The following is an 18,372-nucleotide window of genomic DNA, read 5'->3' as shown; positions in this document are numbered from 1 at the left end:
TATGATAGATACCATAAAAGAAATCCCAATTAAGGGGATTCCCTTCACAGTAGAGTTCTTCATTGTGCTCTTCGTGACATTTGGAATGTCCTTGATTTTCACCCCATTAATGACCTTTGTTTCACGCCGAATTGGAGCTGTAGACAAGCCTAATAAGCGACGTGTCAATACTAAAATAATGCCCTCGGCAGGGGGACTAGCTATTTTTGCATCCTTTGCAATTGCGACACTTTTTATCCTCCCGATGATCGTTTACCCACAACTTCCCCTAATGAGCCCCAAACAGTTGGCGGAAGGAATTAAGCCTCATTTTGTGACTTATATCAACTACATTGCACCTTTTATTGTAGCAGGTGGTATTGTTGTTCTGACGGGATTGATTGACGACATCAAAGAAATCTCCCCTAAGATGAAGATGGCTGGGTTGCTTCTCGCTGCTTCAATCACATGGTTTTTTACCCATGCACGCTTTGACAATCTTAAAATCCCTTTCGGTGGTCCTTTTCTTGAGTTCCCCGCTTGGTTATCCTTTATTTTTACCGTTTTTTGGATTGTGTCGATTACAAATGCGGTTAATCTGATCGATGGCTTAGATGGTTTAGCCAGTGGTGTCTCCGTGATTTCACTCTTTACCATGGGGATTGTGTCTTACTTCTTTTTACCAGGTTCAAGTATCTTCTTGCCTATCACCATTTTTACCTTGGTTGCCGCCATTATGGGCTTCTTCCCCTATAACTATCATCCAGCGATTATCTATCTAGGAGATACTGGCGCACTGTTTTTGGGATTTATGATATCGGTTGTGTCCCTGCAAGGTTTAAAAAATGCAACGGCAGTAGCTGTTCTAACACCACTTTTGATTTTAGGTGTTCCATTAACAGATACAATCGTGGCAATGGTACGGCGAAAACTGAATAATCAAAGAATTTCTAGTGCGGATAAAATGCACCTGCACCACCGTTTGATGTACATTGGCTTCACTCATCGAGGCGCTGTATTAGTTATTTATGGCATAGCTGGAATTTTTGCCTTTATTTCCTTAATCCTACAAGTTTCCAGCCGGATCGGTGGTATATTCTTAATTATTGCTTTGCTGCTTGGACTGGGGCTGTTTATTGACTTGGTCGGTATACTTGGCAAAGACCGTCAACCTTTCCTAAATGTTTTGAGGTTCATTGGCAGTTCGGAGTATCGAGAGCAAGTTATAAGTAAGAAACATAAAAGAAAATATAAACACGACAAAACAGAACGGAAATGAGCTTTTCGTCTGTTTTTTTTGTTATAATGGAGGGTGAAGTGTAAAAGATATTTTACTTATGAATTGAAGGAGTTAGAATGGCAACTTTAGAAATTAAAAATCTTCATGTGAGCATTGAAGACAAAGAAATCCTTAAAGGTGTAAACCTTACTATTAATACCAATGAAGTACATGCAATCATGGGTCCAAACGGTACAGGGAAATCAACCTTGTCAGCAGCAATTATGGGAAATCCAAGTTACACAGTCACTGAAGGAGAAATTCTATTTGATGGTGAAAATGTCCTTGAATTAGAAGTCGATGAACGCGCTCGCCTTGGATTATTCCTTGCGATGCAGTACCCTTCTGAAATTCCAGGAATTACAAACGCTGAATTTATGCGTGCAGCCATTAATGCTAAACGTGCAGAAGATGACAAAATTTCTGTTATGGATTTCATTAAAAAATTGGATAAAAATATGGAATTACTTAACATGAAAGAAGAGATGGCAGAGCGTTACCTCAATGAAGGCTTCTCTGGTGGGGAGAAGAAACGTAATGAAATCCTCCAACTCTTGATGTTAGAACCAACTTTTGCTATTTTGGATGAAATTGACTCTGGGCTTGACATCGATGCGCTTAAAGTAGTCTCAAAAGGCGTGAACGCTATGCGTGGCGATAGTTTTGGTGCCCTTATCATCACCCACTATCAACGTTTACTCGACTATATTACCCCAGATGTCGTTCACATCATGATGGAAGGCCGCGTTGTTATGACAGGTGGAGCCGAACTTGCGAAACGTCTTGAAAAAGAAGGATATGCTAAAATCTCTGAAGAATTAGGGATTGAATATAAGGAAGAAGCATAGGTTGAGGTCGTATGAGGTGTTAAGGGACAGAAAGTCATACATCACCAAATACATCATGGAGATACAATTAAATGAATGAAAAAATAAAAAATTTCTCGCTCATGCATGCTGAACCAAACTGGTTATCAGAGCTTCGTCAAACCGCCTTTGAGGCTATGACAGGGTTAGAGATGCCCAATATTGAGCGTGTGAAATTCAATCGTTGGGGTTTGGATAATACAGAAATAGGGGATTCTGAGCCAAGTGGAAACGTTCCAAGCTTTACAGAATTACCAAATCACCCACTTTTGGTACAAGTAGGCAGCCAAAATGTTATGGAGCAAATGCGTCCAGATTTGGCTGAAAAAGGTGTTGTTTTCACTGATTTTGCTTCAGCGATGGAAGAAATTCCTGAGATAGTCGAAACTTATTTCGGCAAAGCTGTGAGTTATACAGAAGATCGTTTAGCAGCAAGCAATGTTGCCAGTTTCAACTCTGGCGCGGTTCTTTATATTCCGGACAATGTTGAAATTGACGTGCCTGTAGAAGCAAAGTTCTATCAGGATTCTGAGTCAGATTTGCCTTTCAATAAACACATCTTAATTATTGCTGGTCGTAACAGTAAGCTTGATTATTTGGAACGTTTGGAAAGTATCGGTGATGGCAACGTTAAGGTCACAGGTAATCTTTCTATCGAAGTTATTGCCCTTGAAGGTGCGCAAGTGAAATTTGCGGCTATTGATCGTTTAGGAGAACATGTCACAGCTTATATCAGTCGTCGCGGGCATTTAGCAAATAATGCTACAATTGATTGGTCTATCGGAACAATGAATGATGGCAATGTTATTTGTGATTTTGACAGCGATTTAAAAGGTGATGGAAGCCACTCACAAATCAAAGTTGTTGGATTATCTATGGGTAAACAAATCCAAGGGATTGATACTCGTGTGACAAACTTTGGCCGTAATTCAGTAGGGCATATCTTGCAACATGGTGTTATTCTTGATCGAGGCACATTAACTTTTAATGGAATTGGTCAAATCATGCGCGGGGCTAAAGGGGCGGATGCGCAACAAGAAAGCCGAGTATTGATGCTTTCAGATCGTGCTCGTAGTGATGCCAATCCTATTTTGCTCATTGAGGAAAATGACGTAACTGCAGGACACGCAGCTTCTATTGGTCAGGTTGATCCTGAGGATATGTACTACCTTATGAGTCGAGGCTTAGATGAAACAACAGCCAAACGTCTTGTTATTCGAGGTTTCCTCGGTGCAGTTGTAACTGAAATTCCAATTAAAGCCGTTCGTGATGAATTTATCTCAATTATCGAGAGAAAGTTGGCAATCTAATGATTGACTTAACAAAAGACTTTAAAATTCTTAATCAAAAAGTTAATGACGAACCATTAGTCTACTTGGACAATGCAGCCACCACTCAAAAGCCACAGCAGGTGTTGGATGTTTTGACAAACTATTATGAGCATGATAATGCCAATGTTCATCGTGGGGTTCATACCCTTGCAGAGCGTGCAACTGCAGATTATGAGGCAGCACGTGAAAAGGTTCGAAAGTTTATTCATGCTGCATCTACGAAAGAAGTATTGTTCACTCGTGGAACAACAACGAGTTTAAACTGGGTCTCAAAATTTGCGGAGCAAACCTTAACAGCAGGTGATGAGATTATTATTTCCGTTGCGGAGCACCACTCAAACTTTGTCCCTTGGCAACAAGTTGCCGAAAAAACGGGAGCAATTCTAAAAATTGTCTATCTGAAAGACGGTGCTTTAGATGTTGATGACTTAAAAGAAAAGCTGACGACCAGAACAAAATTTGTAAGCTTAACACATGCCTCAAATGTCCTAGGTTCAATCACTCCGATTAAGGAAATTGCTGAGTTAGTTCATCATCACGGTGCCTATTTTGTCGTTGATGGTGCGCAGTCTGTTCCGCATATGAAAATTAATGTCCAAGAGTTGGATGTAGATTTCTTTGCTTTTTCGGGGCATAAAATGTGTGGTCCAACAGGAATTGGTGTTCTTTATGGAAAAGAGACTTTGCTTAATCAAATGAATCCTATCGAATTTGGTGGAGAAATGATTGACTTCGTTTATGAAAGTCACTCGACATGGACGGAGTTGCCATGGAAGTTTGAAGCGGGCACACCAAATATTGCGGGAGCTATCGCACTCGGGGCAGCTATTGACTACCTTGAAGCAATAGGAATGGACAATATTCATCGGTATGAGCAAGAGCTTGTAGCTTATGTGATGCCTAAACTAAAAGCGATTGAAGGTTTGGAAGTTTATGGTCCAGAAGCTGTTGAAGAGCGCAGTGGTGTGATTGCCTTTAATATCCGAGGACTTCATCCTCATGATTTGGCGACAGCTTTGGATATGGAAGGTGTGGCTGTACGAGCTGGACATCATTGCGCACAGCCTTTGCTTAATTATCTTGGTCAAGCGTCAACAGCACGCGCAAGTTTTTATATTTATAATACAAAAGCAGACTGCGATAAACTGGTGGATGCTCTTTTGAAGACAAAAGAGTTTTTCGGCTTATAGTATTAAAAAAACGGAGAAAAAGAATGGCACTTTCAAAATTAGATAATTTATACCGTGCAGTAATTCTTGATCACTCTTCTGCGCCACGTCATGCAGGTGAATTACAACAGGCTTGTGTTGTTGATTTAAATAATCCAACCTGTGGAGATGTCATTCGCTTGACTGTTGCGTTTACAGAAGATAAGATTAGCGATATTGCCTTTAGCGGGCACGGTTGTACAATTTCAACAGCATCTGCCTCAATGATGACGGAAGCTGTGATTGGCAAGACAAAAGCCGAAGCTTTGGAATTGGCAAAGATTTTTTCAGAAATGGTGACAGGACACGTTGAAGAAGCGCAGGAGCGTTTAGGAGATGCACAATTCCTTGCAGGAGTGTCGAAATTTCCGCAGCGAGTAAAATGTTCAACGTTAGCCTGGAATGCCCTGAAAAAAGCGATTGAGACAGATGGTACCGCGACTGTATCTGAATCTCACTAAAATGCAAATAAAGAGAGGAAAATAATGACAGAAGAAGTTCCAGTATTAGAAGAATATAAATTTGGTTTTCATGATAATGCTGAATTAGTCATGTCTACAGGAACAGGTCTGACAGAAGATGTGATACGTACAATGTCGGCCGCAAAAGAAGAACCAGAATGGATGCTGGATTTCCGCCTCAAGTCCTTCGAAGCCTTCAAAAAATTAGATCTCCCAGAATGGGGCCCTGATTTATCAGACATTGATTTTGATGATGTGGTGTATTACCAGAAACCCACCGATAAACCTGCCCGTACTTGGGAAGAAGTTCCTGATGAAATTAAGGAAACCTTTGAAAAAATTGGTATCCCAGAAGCAGAGCGTGCTTACCTAGCAGGAGCATCAGCACAGTATGAGTCAGAAGTTGTTTATCACAACATGAAGGAAGAATTTGAAAAACTTGGTATCGTCTTCACCGATACGGATTCTGCTCTGAAAGAATATCCGGAGCTTTTCAAAAAATACTTTGCAAAGCTCGTGCCACCAACAGACAATAAATTAGCTGCTTTGAATTCAGCAGTTTGGTCTGGAGGAAGTTTCGTTTATGTGCCTAAAGGGGTAAAATGTGAAATTCCTATCCAAGCCTATTTCCGTATTAATAACGAAAAATCTGGACAGTTTGAACGTACTTTAATCATTGTTGATGAGGGGGCTTCTATCCAATATGTGGAAGGTTGTACTGCGCCAACATATTCATCAGCCAGCTTACATGCTGCTGTTGTTGAAATCTTCTGTGAAGAAGGTGGATATATGCGTTATTCAACCATTCAAAACTGGTCAGATAACGTTTATAACTTGGTAACAAAACGAGCCAAAGCAGAGGCAAATGCAACTGTGGAATGGATTGATGGTAACTTAGGCTCACGAGTCTCTATGAAGTATCCAGCTGTCTATTTAGACGGTCCTGGCGCACGTGGTACAATGCTTTCAATCGCCTTTGCTAACGCAAATCAAGAACAAGATACAGGTGCCAAAATGATTCATAATGCACCAAATACAAGCTCATCGATTATTTCTAAATCCATTTCTAAATCTGGTGGAGCTGTAAATTATCGTGGACAAGTAACTTTCAACAAAAATTCTGCACATTCTAAATCACATATTGAATGTGACACGATTATTATGGATGATATTTCAAAATCAGATACAATTCCATTTAATGAGATTCATAACTCACAAGTTGCCTTGGAACATGAAGCCAAAGTATCTAAAATCTCAGAAGAACAGTTATACTATTTGATGAGCCGTGGTTTAACAGAAAAAGAAGCCACAGATATGATTGTGATGGGCTTTATTGAACCCTTTACTAAAGAACTCCCAATGGAGTATGCAGTAGAACTCAACCGATTGATTTCTTACAGCATGGAGGGTTCAATCGGATAAAGAAAAAGCACAGCTTTTTCCCGATTGAATCAGTGGATAGAGATTTTCATAAGAAAATCATCACGCGTATCGGATAAAGAAAAAGCACAGCTTTTTCCCGATTGAATCAGTGGATAGAGATTTTCGTAAGAAAATCATCACGCGTATCGGTTAAAGAAAAAGCAAAGCTTTTTCCCGATTGAATCAGCAGATAGAGATTTTCATAAGAAAATCATCACTCGTAACGGTTAAAGAAAAAGCAAAGCTTTTTCCCGATTGAAACAGCTCTCAGACATCTTGTCTGAAACAATCTCAATATCAAACTAAAAACTCCTTACATAAGGAGTTTTTTAGAATTGTTATATAATTTCAACACAAAAACATCTTACCTCAATAAAAATATATTGACAAACGATAATTAATCTTATAAAATAAGTTCATCATTATTTATGAAAATTAGGAGTAGAACTATGGAAGTAAAAAGCAAAGAGATAATAAAAGCACTCATTGGCTTCGGCCTTCTTTATATCGGATTTTATCTTATGGGATCTGTAAATTTACATATCGGTCTTTTTCAAGAGTTGACATTGTTAGTATTTAGCCTTTTAGCTGCTGCTCTTATCTTTAAAAACTCCGCACTGGAATGGTTTAGAAAGCCAGAAGGTAAGTATCTTAAAATAATTATTCTTTGCTTTTTTGCAAATGTTATTTGGTCATTTATTGGTGGAGCTTTGGTGCAGATAATCTTTGGCTTAGCCGGAAATCATGGCAACGAGGCCATTGGAAATCTAGCGCTCCTACCTTTTGTACCTTTTATGCTGATGGGAGAAGAACTTTTTTCGATAACTCTTCTGGAAACTTTTCGTAAAAAATTTGCTTGGCCGACATGGATTAGTACCTTGCTGACAGCTTTTATTTTCGGTATGGTTCATTTTCAAACTTATTTTGGCGGGGATGTACTAAGAACAATTGTTCAAATCTTACTCGTGCAGGGAGCTGCCCGTTTGATATTTAACTATGCTTATCTGAAAACAAAATCAATCTGGACTTCTTGGATAGTGCATCTTATCTTTGATATTGTTATGTTAACAGTACCTCTTTTTTTACAGAAATAGTAAGCTGATTCTCTGGATCAGTTTTTACTTATCTGAACGAAATAATAAATGAGGAATAATCTTTACTTAAGGGTATACTCAACTTCCTACTTTTAACTTTTTGTGTTAAACTATTAAACAGTATGTAAAAAAGAAAGAGCTGTAATATGAGTATTATCAATGTAAAAAATTTATCGCATGGCTTTGGTGAGCGCGTGATTTTTGAAAATGTGTCTTTCCGTCTTCTTAAAGGCGAACATGTCGGGCTGGTCGGTGCGAATGGTGAAGGTAAATCAACCTTTATGAATATCATCACAGGAGCTTTACAACCCGATGAAGGTAAAGTAGAATGGTCAAAAAAAGTTCGCGTTGGTTACTTAGATCAACATGCAGTCTTACAAAAAGGGCAAACAATCCGTGATGTTCTTTCAAGTGCCTTTCAGTATCTTTTTGATATTGAAGCGGAAATTAATGATCTGTATTTGAAAATGGGAGATGTGACCCCAGAAGAAATGGATCAACTTTTGGAAGAAGTCGGCGAACTACAAGATATTCTAGAGCAAAGTGACTTTTATCAAATTAACTCTAAAGTGGAGGAAATCGGACGCGGACTTGGTCTTCATGAAATCGGCTTTGAGCGAGATGTTGAAGATCTGTCTGGTGGCCAACGTACTAAGGTTCTTTTGGCAAAACTCTTGCTGACAAAACCCGAAATCCTGATGTTGGATGAGCCAACAAACTATTTGGATGAAGAGCATATTGCATGGCTTAAGCAGTATCTCTTAGATTACGAAAATGCCTTTATCTTGATCTCGCATGACATTCCTTTCTTAAGTTCTGTTATTAACATCATTTACCATATGGAAAATGGTTCCTTAGATCGTTATGTTGGCAATTACGAAGCCTTCCAGTCTGTCTATGAAATGAAGAAAAAACAAGAATTGGCAGCATATAAACGCCAGCAATCAGAAATTGCAGATCTTAAGGATTTTGTTGCACGAAATAAAGCACGTGTAGCGACAAGAAATATGGCAATGTCCCGTCAGAAAAAACTAGATAAAATGGACATGATTGAATTAAGTGCAGAGCGACCAAAACCCCAATTTGATTTCAAAAAAGGTGCAACTTCAAGTAAACTTATTTTTGAGACTAAAGATTTAGTTATTGGATATACAGAGCCTTTGTCACGCCCACTCAACTTACGGGCTGAACGCGGCCAGAAGATAGTTTTTACAGGGGCAAACGGGATTGGTAAAACAACTCTCTTGCGTAGCATTTTGGGAGAAATACAAGCCATTGACGGAGAAGTTCAACGTGGCGAAAAATTAGAAATTGGTTATTTTGAACAAGAAGTGAAAAGTGACAATGGGAAAACATGTTTGGAAGAGATTTGGGATACTTTCCCGGCAATGAACCAAGCGGAAGTTCGGGCTGCGTTGGCACGTTGTGGCTTAACAAAAAAACATATTGAAAGTAAAGTTGCGGTTTTAAGTGGTGGTGAAAAAGCTAAAGTTCGCTTGTGTAAATTAATGAATGCTGAAAGTAACGTCCTTGTCCTTGATGAACCAACCAATCATTTGGATGTGGATGCCAAGGATGAACTCAAACGTGCCTTACAAGAATATAAGGGAACAATTCTTTTAATTTCACATGAACCAGAATTCTACCAAGATGTTGCAACTGAGACTTGGAATTGTGAATCTTGGACGACAAAAGTACTGTAAACAGTACTTTTTATTTATTTAAAGCAACTTTTTTAGAACCGATAATCCTTGCTGTATTTTTTCTTCTAAAAAAAATCCGTTTTTTTATAATCTTTTTCGTAATTTCATGGAAAAAAGTTGTATAATTGTAGGAGTGCAATTAATCAGTTTTTTAAGGAGAAAACATGGAACAGCAAATCACAAGAAAGCCAGACAATGCTTTCAAAAAGTTGACCCAGTTTTTTATTGTTGATAAGGTCTTTCTTGTATCGTTTATTATCGCCGTTATTTCAGTGAGTATGGGCGGGATACAGATTGAATTTTTTGATAACAAAGTCATTGTAACTGTTTTTGGTTTAATGTTAGTTATTGCTGGTTTTCGATCTACTGGTATTTTGTCCTATATGGGACAAACATTGGTTAAAAGAAGTAAAACAACACGTCAGCTTGTACGATTCACCACAATGCTGGCCTTCTTTTTTGCCGTATTTTTTACTAATGATCTCACCATATTGACGATTTTACCGCTCTACTTGACGATTACTCGAGAAATAAAAAATCGTAAGTCTGTTTACATTGGAGCCGCGATGATTGTACCTGCTTGTCATACAGGCTCAAGTCTTTTACCGCAAGGTAATCCTCACAATCTTTATTTATATTCTTTTTATCAAAACCCAGCACATCATTTGGGGCAGTCATTGACAAATTTAGAATTTTTTAAAGGAACAGGCTTACTATGGCTCGCAGGCTTTCTGCTCTTGAACTTGGCTTGTCAATTTATTGACAACGAACCCTTAGTCATTGAAACAAAAGTAAACAAGTTCAATCGATTAGAAACCTCAATCTTTATTGCTTTAATGATTTTAATGGCCGCAGCTGTATTTGGTTATGTTAACTTTTATCTTGCTGTAGCTATTGTTGCTGTAATTGTTCTTTTCTATCGTCCCGAACTTTTTAAGGGTGTTGATTACCATTTACTTCTTACCTTTGTTTTCTTCTTCTTGATTGTAGGAAATATCGCAAATATTCAAGTACTTACGGACTTTATTAGCAATACCTTTGTTGGCCCACAGATGTCCTTCTTAGGCACAGTCTTTATGAGCCAGATTATCTCTAATATCGCAGCACCAATTCTTATATCACCTTTTACTCCTCATGCCGTTTCTGTCGTTATCGGTGCAGATATTGGAGGTATAGGGACGATGGTAGCTTCAATGGCAACGTTGATTGCCTATAAAATCATTCGCGTTCAAGCACGTGGTGAAACGGCAGGATTTGTAAAATACTTTGCCTTAGTAAATGCTGGTTTTCTTGCTGTTTTAGTAGTTGTAGGTTTGATTATCGTGAGTTTTGGAATTTAAAAAAGTTTTTATAAAAACATGTAGTGAAAAACTGCATGTTTTTTCGTATTTAGAACTATGAAAAAAATATCAGAATATGTAAAAGAAAATTGGAAAATCGTTGTTGGAATTGTTTTGGCAGTAACTATTTTAGGGGCTTTTTATTGGAATAAAAAAGTTTTAGATATTCCAAAGCAAGAAGAAAAGCAGTCTGAGTGGGCGGAGCTGAGCAAGGAAAAAGAAGCTACAGGAAAGAAAAAAGTAGAAAAAGACGAAGATGAGAATGAAATCGTCGTTGATGTCAAAGGCGCTGTCAAAAAGCCAGGCATCTACAAGTTATCCTCCAAAAAGCGTGTATCTGATGCAGTAGCAAGTGCTGGGGGCTTTACAGAAGAAGCAGAAAGGAAGGGAATAAATCTGGCAAAAAAATTACAAGATGAAGCAGAGGTCTATGTTCCAGTGAGAGGAGAAACAGATACAAATCACTTGTTAGAAACCAAAGATAATACCAGTAAAACAGCTGAAAAAACTAAAATTAATATTAATACAGCTGATTTAACTGAATTGCAGCAGCTTAGTGGTGTAGGAGCAAAAAAAGCGCAAGATATTCTGGATTACCGTTCTGAAAATGGTTCTTTTGAGTCAGTGGAAGAATTGACCAAGGTAAGTGGCTTTGGTCCTAAAACATTAGAAAAGTTAAAAGAAGCAATCACTGTAGATTAAGAAAGGCTACGTCAGTTAGATGAAACAAAAATTTACGCTTATCTATTTAGTCTATCTCTTAGTTTTTGTTTATTTTCTTATTTTCAGTTTTTCATGGCCTTTACTTATTCTTAGTTTGTTTAGTCTCTTCATCGCTTTTTATCGTCAATACTATAATTTGTTAGCTCTCTTACTGTGCTTTAGTTTCTTCTTACTCATGGTAAAAAAAGAGACAGAAGTACAAGAAATACAACAACCAGAAAAAATTTCGAAGATTACCCCTTATATGGATACTCTTCAAGTGAATGGAAACAGGCTCAGTTTCAGGGGAGAAGTGAACGGAAGAGATTTTCAAGCTTTTTACACATTGACTTCGGAAAAAGAAAAAGAATACTTTAAAAATCTTAGGATAAAGGGGATTTTTTACATTGAAGGCACTTTAGAGATACCAGAAGAGCAAAGAAACTTTTCAGGTTTTGATTACAGAAAGTATTTAAGAACGCAAGGTATTTACCGACTTCTTAAAATAGAAAAAATTCAGGGATTTGAAGAAAAACATGACTTTGATTTACGGCTGGTACGCCGAAAAGCCATCCTTTGGACGCAAGAACATTTTCCATCTCCCATGTCGTCCTATATGACAGGGCTTCTTTTTGGTTGGTTGGATAAAGACTTTGAAGAAATGGGGGAACTTTATACTAGCCTCGGTATTATCCATTTATTTGCCCTGTCAGGGATGCAGGTGAATTTTTTTATTGAACTTCTTCGAAATATTTTATTAAGGCTAGGTTTATCAAGAAAGTTGGTCTATTTTATCCAAATTCCCTTTTCGATATTTTATGCTTTTCTTACTGGCTTATCTCTCTCAATCTTACGCGCGCTTCTTCAAAAAAATATACCTATTAAAAATTCAAGCGATAGATTTTCTATCACTTTTCTTCTTTTAATGATATTCAGTCCATATTTCCTACTGACAACAGGTGGACAACTGACGATGCTCTATTCTTTCTTAATCACATTTTTTTCACAAAAATTCAATGAACTAAAAGGATTAAAAAGAGCATTACTTGATTCTACTGTTCTAGCTGTTGGAGTACTTCCGCTTTTGATTTTTCACTTCCATTCTTTCCAACCATTATCGATTATATTGACTTTATTATTTAGTCTGATTTTTGATTTTTTACTTTTGCCGGGTTTACTTTTTGTCTTTCTCCTTTCTTTATTCGGCATTGATCTTACATTACTTAATCCTTTTTTTATTATTTTAGAATCAATAGTAAGACTGGTTGGCAGTTTATTTGATAAACCGATTGTATTTGGCAAACCAAACCTTATTTTTTTACTTTTGCTTTTTATGCTAAGTGGACTTGCACTCGATTTTTATAGAAAAAGAAACTGGAACTTAGTTGTAATAATTGTTCTTTTCTTTCTTTTTTTCCTTGTTAAGAATCCTAAACACCCAAGCATTACAATGGTAGATGTGGGCCAAGGAGACAGCATTCTCTTGCAAGACAGGTGGAACAGACAAAATATCTTAATAGATACTGGCGGTAGATTAAAAATAAGAGGTGATGAGCAGTGGAAGGAGGGAAGCTATAAGAGCAATGCTGAAAGTACACTTCTACCTTATCTGAGAGCGCGTGGAGTGAGCAAAGTAGATGTTCTGATTGTGACACATCCAGATGAGGATCATATTGGAGACTTGGAGAGTGTAGCTCAGAAAGTACCAATAAAAAAAATTTATGTCTCAGCTAGTGCGTTAGAGAAGAAAAATTTTGTTAAAAAACTGAGCAGCTTAAAAAGTCAGATTCACATTGTGCAAGAGGGAGATAAGATCCCTATATTCAACAGCAATCTTCGGTTTTTAACGACAGGAGGTGAAGGTAAAAGCGATAATGATAATTCTTTAGTGACGTTTGGTGAATTTTATGGGAAGAAATTTCTTTTTACAGGGGACTTGGAAGAAGAGGGAGAGGGTAAACTCCAGAAAAAATATCCACATTTAGAGGTTGATGTCCTAAAAGTTGGACATCACGGCAGTAAGACTTCTACAAAGGAAGGTTTTTTAGAAGCGATTAAGCCTAAGGTTGCTCTTATTTCTGCTGGAAAGAATAATCGATATAAACATCCGAGTCAAGAAACGCTTCACCAATTAACTGTACGAGGAATAAAAATTTATCGGACAGACCAGCAAGGAGCAATCCGTTTCCTTTATAAAAAAGGCAGTTGGCAAATTCAAACAGTAAAGTAAGTTCGGGTACAAAAAATGTTACATACTATATGACAAAACAGCGTTGCTTTTTGATTGAATAGCAATGAGAATAAGGCGATATGTAATAATTCTTATGTTATAATAGTAGGAAACGTTTACTTGAATCATAAAAGTAAACGGGATGGGAGGAAAAATGGCTATTATAAATATTGAATATTACTCCGAAGTACTGGGGATGAATCGTAAGTTTAATGTGATTTATCCAGAAGCTAGTAAAACAGGTGTAAAAGATGGAAAAGATATTCCAGTGCTTTATCTATTGCATGGGATGTCTGGAAATGAAGATTCATGGCTTATAAGAACGGGGATTGATCGTTTGATTCGTCATTCTCAACTTGCCATTGTCATGCCTTCAACTGATTTGGGCTTCTATACTAATACTAATTATGGTATGAGATATTTTGATGCAATTGCAAAGGAATTGCCACAGGTGGTACATAATTTCTTTCCTAACTTGAGCAGCAAGAGAGAAAAGAATTTTATCGCAGGTTTGTCTATGGGAGGTTATGGCGCATTCAAGCTGGCTTTGGCAACAGAAAACTTCAGCTATGCTGCAAGCTTGTCTGGAGCGTTAGATATGACTGACCTAAAAGAACAAAGCGCTGAGAATGAAGCTTATTGGACCGGAATTTTTGGCGACCTTGATCACTTTAATGATAGTGAAAACAGTATTCTCTATCTTGCAGAACACCACGCAGGTGAAAAGCCCAAGCTTTACAGTTGGTGTGGGGAACAAGATTATCTTATCTCTGGAAATAATAGAGCGGCTCAACTTCTTGAGGAAAAAGGCTTTGACCTTCGTTATGAAAAATCGCCGGGTACACATGAATGGTACTATTGGACTAAACAAATCGAGACCGTTTTAAAATGGCTTCCTATTGATTATAAGGAAGAAGAACGTCTAAGTTAAACAGCTTAAAATTAAAATATAAAACCTTGAAACTTAAATAAATCCTAAAGAAAACGTTTGCTCGAAAAAGGCCGAACGATTTATAGAAAAATGTTTGATAATCTTAGGTTAAGTTTTGACAAACGGATTGAATAGGACTATAATTTCATAGTAATAAAAATTTGCGAAAAATCGCACATAGAAAGAGGTCATTAAATGACAACAATCTCAATTGAAGCTCTTAAAGCAGTAGCTATTGGTATTAGTGCACTTGGTGCCGCTATCGGTGATGGACTTATTGTTTCAGCATTTATTAATGCTGTTGCACGCCAACCAGAAATGGAAGGCAAACTCCGCGGAAGTATGTTCCTTGGTGTTGCCTTTGCCGAAGGTACATTCTTCATCGCCTTAGCTATGGCTTTCTTGTTCTAAAAATCGTTGATTTAACTTTTATACTCAACAATTATTTAGAAAGGAAGACTAGCTATGGAATCAACATGGACTTTTAATGTTGGACCAGTAACTTTTGACGGTGTCATTCTATATATGACAGCTTTGACCGTTTTAATTGTCTTTGGTCTGATTTATTGGGCAAGTCGCAATATGCAACTGAAGCCTACAGGTAAGCAAAACGTCCTTGAGTGGGTAGTTGACTTTATTAACGGCATCGGACGTGAAAATCTAGGTGCTAAAGAGTCACCAAAGTATGCCCTCATGAGTTTTACACTCTTTTCTTTCCTTTTGATTTCGAATATTATTGGGCTAGTTACTAAAATCACTGCACCGGGTGACATCAGCTTATGGCGCTCTCCAACAGCAAACTCAACAGTTGACTTGACTTTAGCAGTCTTAGTCATTGTACTCGCCAATACTCTTGGTGTGAAACAGTTTGGCTTTAAAGGCTATATTAAAAATGCCTTTTGGAAAGAACCTAAAGCAATGCTTCCGATGACTATCATGGAAGAGTTTACAAATGCCCTTTCTATGGGACTTCGTCTTTACGGTAATATCTTTGCCGGAGAAGTTCTTCTAGGGATTATTGCTGGAATGATTGATTCTGGTTGGTTTATTCTTCCTGTGACATGGATTTTAGCAATGGCTTGGATAGCATTCTCAATCTTTATTTCATCTCTTCAGGCTTATGTATTTGTTCTTTTGACAAATCTTTACATTAGCCACAAAATTTTAGCAGAACACTAGGAAAGGAGTAGAAATGCTTACTACATTATTAGAAACTGCTCCGAATACAGTTCTTGGTAATATTATCGTTGTCAGCGGTGCATTCATCATCTTGCTGATCTTGGTTCGTAAATTTGCGTGGGGTGCTATTACAGGTATCTTTGAAGAACGTGCAAATAAAATCAACAACGATATTACAACTGCAGAACTGTCAAAAAAAGAAGCAGAAACATTATTAGCGCAACGTGAAAATGAACTTGCAGGTTCTAAAGAAGAAGCTGCCAACATTATCCAAACTGCCAATGATACAGCTAAACAAAATCGTGCAAATATCTTGGCAACAGCCAATGAAGAAGCTGCGAATGTGAAAAAACGTGCCCAAGAAGATATTGAACAAGAACGCAAAGAAGCGCTCAGTTCAGTTAAAGGGGATGTTGCTGATATTTCAGTACAAATTGCTGAAAAACTCATCGGTCAATCTTTGGATTCACAAGCACAATCAGAACTTATTGACAGCTATATTGCTAAGCTTGGCGAATAGGGGGTTGGTTGAAAATGACAACAGTCAATTCTCAAAAATACAGTAAAGCCTTGCTTGAAGTTGCAGAGGAACAATCTCAATTAGAAGTTATTCTTTCTGAGGTTAACGAACTGACACAACTTTTTAAAGAAGATGATCTTGCTTCTTTCTTCGGAACGGAAGTATATTCTACAGCAGCAAAATCAGAAGTTATTGACAGTATCAAAGAAAATTCATCACCTTTGATGAAAAATTTCCTTGATACTGTTCGTGCAAACGGACGATTAGCTGATTTAGCAGAAATTCTTGCTGAAATTAAAAATACAGCAGATGATATGTTTAGAATTGCTGATGTAGAGGTCATTTCAAGCGTGAAATTAACCGAAACGCAAATCGAAAAATTTGTTGCTCTCGCTAAATCGAAATTTGATTTGAACGAAGTAACAATCGTGAACACAGTAGATGAAAAGATTGTCGGTGGATTTATTGTAAATTCACGTGGAAAAATCATTGATGCTTCTGTCAAATCACAATTGGCAAAAATTGCCAAAGAGATTCTCTAAGAATCTCCTTTGAGAAAAAATTCTCAGCCATTTAACATGAAAACTCAGAAAGGAGCAAAATACATTTGGCAATCAAAGCGAATGAAATCAGCTCACTGATTAAACAACAAATTGAAAATTTTACACCAGATTTTGAAGTTGCTGAAACTGGTGTCGTCACTTATGTTGGTGACGGTATCGCCCGTGCTTACGGCCTTGAAAATGCGATGAGCGGTGAGCTTGTCGAGTTTGACAACGGCGTATATGGTATGGCGCAAAACTTAGACAGTACAGACGTTGGTATTATCGTACTTGGTGATTTCCTTAGCATCCGCGAAGGAGATACAGTAAAACGTACAGGTAAAATCATGGAAATTCAAGTCGGTGAAGAACTCATCGGCCGTGTTGTAAATGCACTTGGACAACCCGTTGATGGCTTAGGCGATATCAATACAGGTAAAACACGTCCTGTTGAGGCTCCAGCTTCAGGTGTTATGCAACGTAAATCTGTTTCAGAACCACTCCAAACTGGACTTAAAGCTATTGATGCACTTGTACCAATCGGTCGTGGTCAACGTGAGTTGATTATCGGTGACCGTCAAACAGGTAAAACATCTGTAGCTATCGATGCAATTCTTAACCAAAAAGGTAAAGACATTATCTGTATTTACGTTGCCATTGGTCAAAAAGAATCGACAGTTCGTACACAAGTTGAAGCACTCCGTAAACTTGGAGCAATGGATTATACAATCGTTGTAACAGCTTCAGCATCACAACCTTCACCATTACTTTATATTGCACCTTATGCGGGTGCAGCTATGGGTGAGGAATTCATGTACAATGGTAAACACGTTCTGGTTGTTTATGATGATTTATCTAAACAAGCCGTGGCTTACCGTGAACTTTCACTCTTGCTCCGTCGTCCACCAGGTCGTGAAGCTTACCCAGGGGATGTATTCTACCTCCACTCACGTCTTTTGGAACGTGCGGCACAATTGAGTGATGACTTAGGTGGTGGGTCAATGACAGCTTTGCCTTTCATTGAGACACAAGCCGGAGATATTTCTGCCTACATCGCTACAAACGTTATCTCAATCACAGATGGACAAATCTTCCTCGAAAACGACCTTTTCTATTCAGGTATTCGTCCAGCCATCGATGCCGGATCTTCTGTATCACGTGTTGGTGGTGCCGCTCAAATCAAGGCAATGAAAAAAGTTGCTGGAACACTCCGTTTGGACTTGGCATCATTCCGTGAACTTGAAGCATTTACACAGTTCGGTTCTGACCTTGATGAAGCAACACAAGCTAAATTGAACCGTGGGCGTCGTACAGTTGAAGTCTTGAAACAGCCGTTACACAAACCATTGGCTGTTGAAAAGCAAGTTCTTATTCTTTATGCATTGACACATGGCCATCTTGATGATGTTCCCGTAGAAGATATTCTCGATTTTGAAGAAAAAATGTTTGATTTCTTCGATGTCAACTATGCTGAACTTTTACAAGTCATTACAGATACTAAAGATTTGCCAGATGAAGCAAAACTTGACGATGCAATCAAAGCCTTCAAGAAAACTACAAATTACGTTAAATAAGGAGGTTCATT

At 37.9% G+C, this 18,372-nt stretch carries 17 protein-coding genes; all 17 read left to right on the top strand.

Annotation, left to right across the window (positions count from 1 at the left end):
- Position 1: 1 nt before the first annotated feature.
- The 17 genes from BZZ03_RS02320 (at position 2) to atpA (ending at position 18,361) form a co-directional block, all read left to right on the top strand.
- Positions 2 to 1,258 (top strand): glycosyltransferase family 4 protein, encoded by a 1,257-nt coding sequence (locus BZZ03_RS02320; protein WP_019292407.1) that lies wholly within the window; start codon positions 2 to 4, stop codon positions 1,256 to 1,258.
- A gap of 77 nt (positions 1,259 to 1,335) precedes the next feature.
- A complete protein-coding gene (gene sufC / locus BZZ03_RS02315; protein ID WP_017368843.1) occupies positions 1,336 to 2,106 on the top strand; it encodes a Fe-S cluster assembly ATPase SufC in 771 nt (256 codons plus the stop codon).
- Between the two features lie 71 nt (positions 2,107 to 2,177).
- Positions 2,178 to 3,434, top strand: a complete 1,257-nt coding sequence (gene sufD / locus BZZ03_RS02310) for a Fe-S cluster assembly protein SufD (protein ID WP_019292405.1) — start codon at positions 2,178 to 2,180, stop codon at positions 3,432 to 3,434.
- On the top strand, positions 3,434 to 4,645 hold the full coding sequence (locus tag BZZ03_RS02305; protein ID WP_019292404.1) for a cysteine desulfurase: 1,212 nt from the start codon (positions 3,434 to 3,436) through the stop codon (positions 4,643 to 4,645). Before sufD ends, BZZ03_RS02305 begins: the two co-directional genes overlap by 1 nt.
- 23 nt (positions 4,646 to 4,668) lie before the next feature.
- A complete protein-coding gene (gene sufU / locus BZZ03_RS02300; RefSeq protein WP_019292403.1) occupies positions 4,669 to 5,124 on the top strand; it encodes a Fe-S cluster assembly sulfur transfer protein SufU in 456 nt (151 codons plus the stop codon).
- Between the two features lie 24 nt (positions 5,125 to 5,148).
- The gene (sufB, locus tag BZZ03_RS02295) at positions 5,149 to 6,546 is read left to right on the top strand and encodes a Fe-S cluster assembly protein SufB (RefSeq protein ID WP_004259194.1); all 1,398 of its coding nucleotides are present in this window, start codon (positions 5,149 to 5,151) and stop codon (positions 6,544 to 6,546) included.
- Positions 6,547 to 6,995: 449 nt separating this feature from the next.
- A complete protein-coding gene (locus BZZ03_RS02290) occupies positions 6,996 to 7,640 on the top strand; it encodes a CPBP family intramembrane glutamic endopeptidase (protein WP_019292099.1) in 645 nt (214 codons plus the stop codon).
- Positions 7,641 to 7,786: 146 nt separating this feature from the next.
- Positions 7,787 to 9,343: an ABC-F family ATP-binding cassette domain-containing protein gene (locus BZZ03_RS02285; RefSeq protein ID WP_019292098.1), complete on the top strand. Its 1,557-nt coding sequence runs from the start codon at positions 7,787 to 7,789 to the stop codon at positions 9,341 to 9,343.
- A gap of 164 nt (positions 9,344 to 9,507) precedes the next feature.
- A complete protein-coding gene (locus tag BZZ03_RS02280; protein ID WP_086582305.1) occupies positions 9,508 to 10,683 on the top strand; it encodes an SLC13 family permease in 1,176 nt (391 codons plus the stop codon).
- 57 nt (positions 10,684 to 10,740) lie between these two features.
- Positions 10,741 to 11,385 (top strand): helix-hairpin-helix domain-containing protein, encoded by a 645-nt coding sequence (locus BZZ03_RS02275; RefSeq protein WP_019293627.1) that lies wholly within the window; start codon positions 10,741 to 10,743, stop codon positions 11,383 to 11,385.
- Between the two features lie 19 nt (positions 11,386 to 11,404).
- Positions 11,405 to 13,615, top strand: coding sequence for a DNA internalization-related competence protein ComEC/Rec2 (locus BZZ03_RS02270; protein WP_086582303.1), 2,211 nt, complete (start codon positions 11,405 to 11,407; stop codon positions 13,613 to 13,615).
- 154 nt (positions 13,616 to 13,769) lie between these two features.
- Entirely contained in the window at positions 13,770 to 14,546 is a 777-nt protein-coding gene (locus BZZ03_RS02265; RefSeq protein WP_165716559.1) for an alpha/beta hydrolase, read from the top strand.
- A gap of 195 nt (positions 14,547 to 14,741) precedes the next feature.
- Positions 14,742 to 14,957, top strand: a complete 216-nt coding sequence (locus BZZ03_RS02260; RefSeq protein WP_003135074.1) for a F0F1 ATP synthase subunit C — start codon at positions 14,742 to 14,744, stop codon at positions 14,955 to 14,957.
- A gap of 54 nt (positions 14,958 to 15,011) precedes the next feature.
- Positions 15,012 to 15,725, top strand: a complete 714-nt coding sequence (gene atpB, locus BZZ03_RS02255) for a F0F1 ATP synthase subunit A (RefSeq protein WP_004259176.1) — start codon at positions 15,012 to 15,014, stop codon at positions 15,723 to 15,725.
- Positions 15,726 to 15,738: 13 nt separating this feature from the next.
- Positions 15,739 to 16,245: a F0F1 ATP synthase subunit B gene (gene atpF, locus BZZ03_RS02250; protein WP_004259173.1), complete on the top strand. Its 507-nt coding sequence runs from the start codon at positions 15,739 to 15,741 to the stop codon at positions 16,243 to 16,245.
- A 14-nt stretch (positions 16,246 to 16,259) separates the two neighbouring features.
- The gene (locus tag BZZ03_RS02245) at positions 16,260 to 16,787 is read left to right on the top strand and encodes a F0F1 ATP synthase subunit delta (protein WP_019292093.1); all 528 of its coding nucleotides are present in this window, start codon (positions 16,260 to 16,262) and stop codon (positions 16,785 to 16,787) included.
- Between the two features lie 65 nt (positions 16,788 to 16,852).
- Positions 16,853 to 18,361, top strand: a complete 1,509-nt coding sequence (gene atpA, locus BZZ03_RS02240) for a F0F1 ATP synthase subunit alpha (RefSeq protein WP_004259170.1) — start codon at positions 16,853 to 16,855, stop codon at positions 18,359 to 18,361.
- Positions 18,362 to 18,372 lie beyond the last annotated feature (11 nt).

It is taken from the genome of Lactococcus petauri, from assembly GCF_002154895.1.
GTDB classification, from domain to species: Bacteria; Bacillota; Bacilli; order Lactobacillales; family Streptococcaceae; genus Lactococcus; species Lactococcus petauri.
The sequence above is the reverse complement of the archived record's forward strand: the minus strand, read 5'-3'. Positions and strand labels throughout refer to the sequence as shown.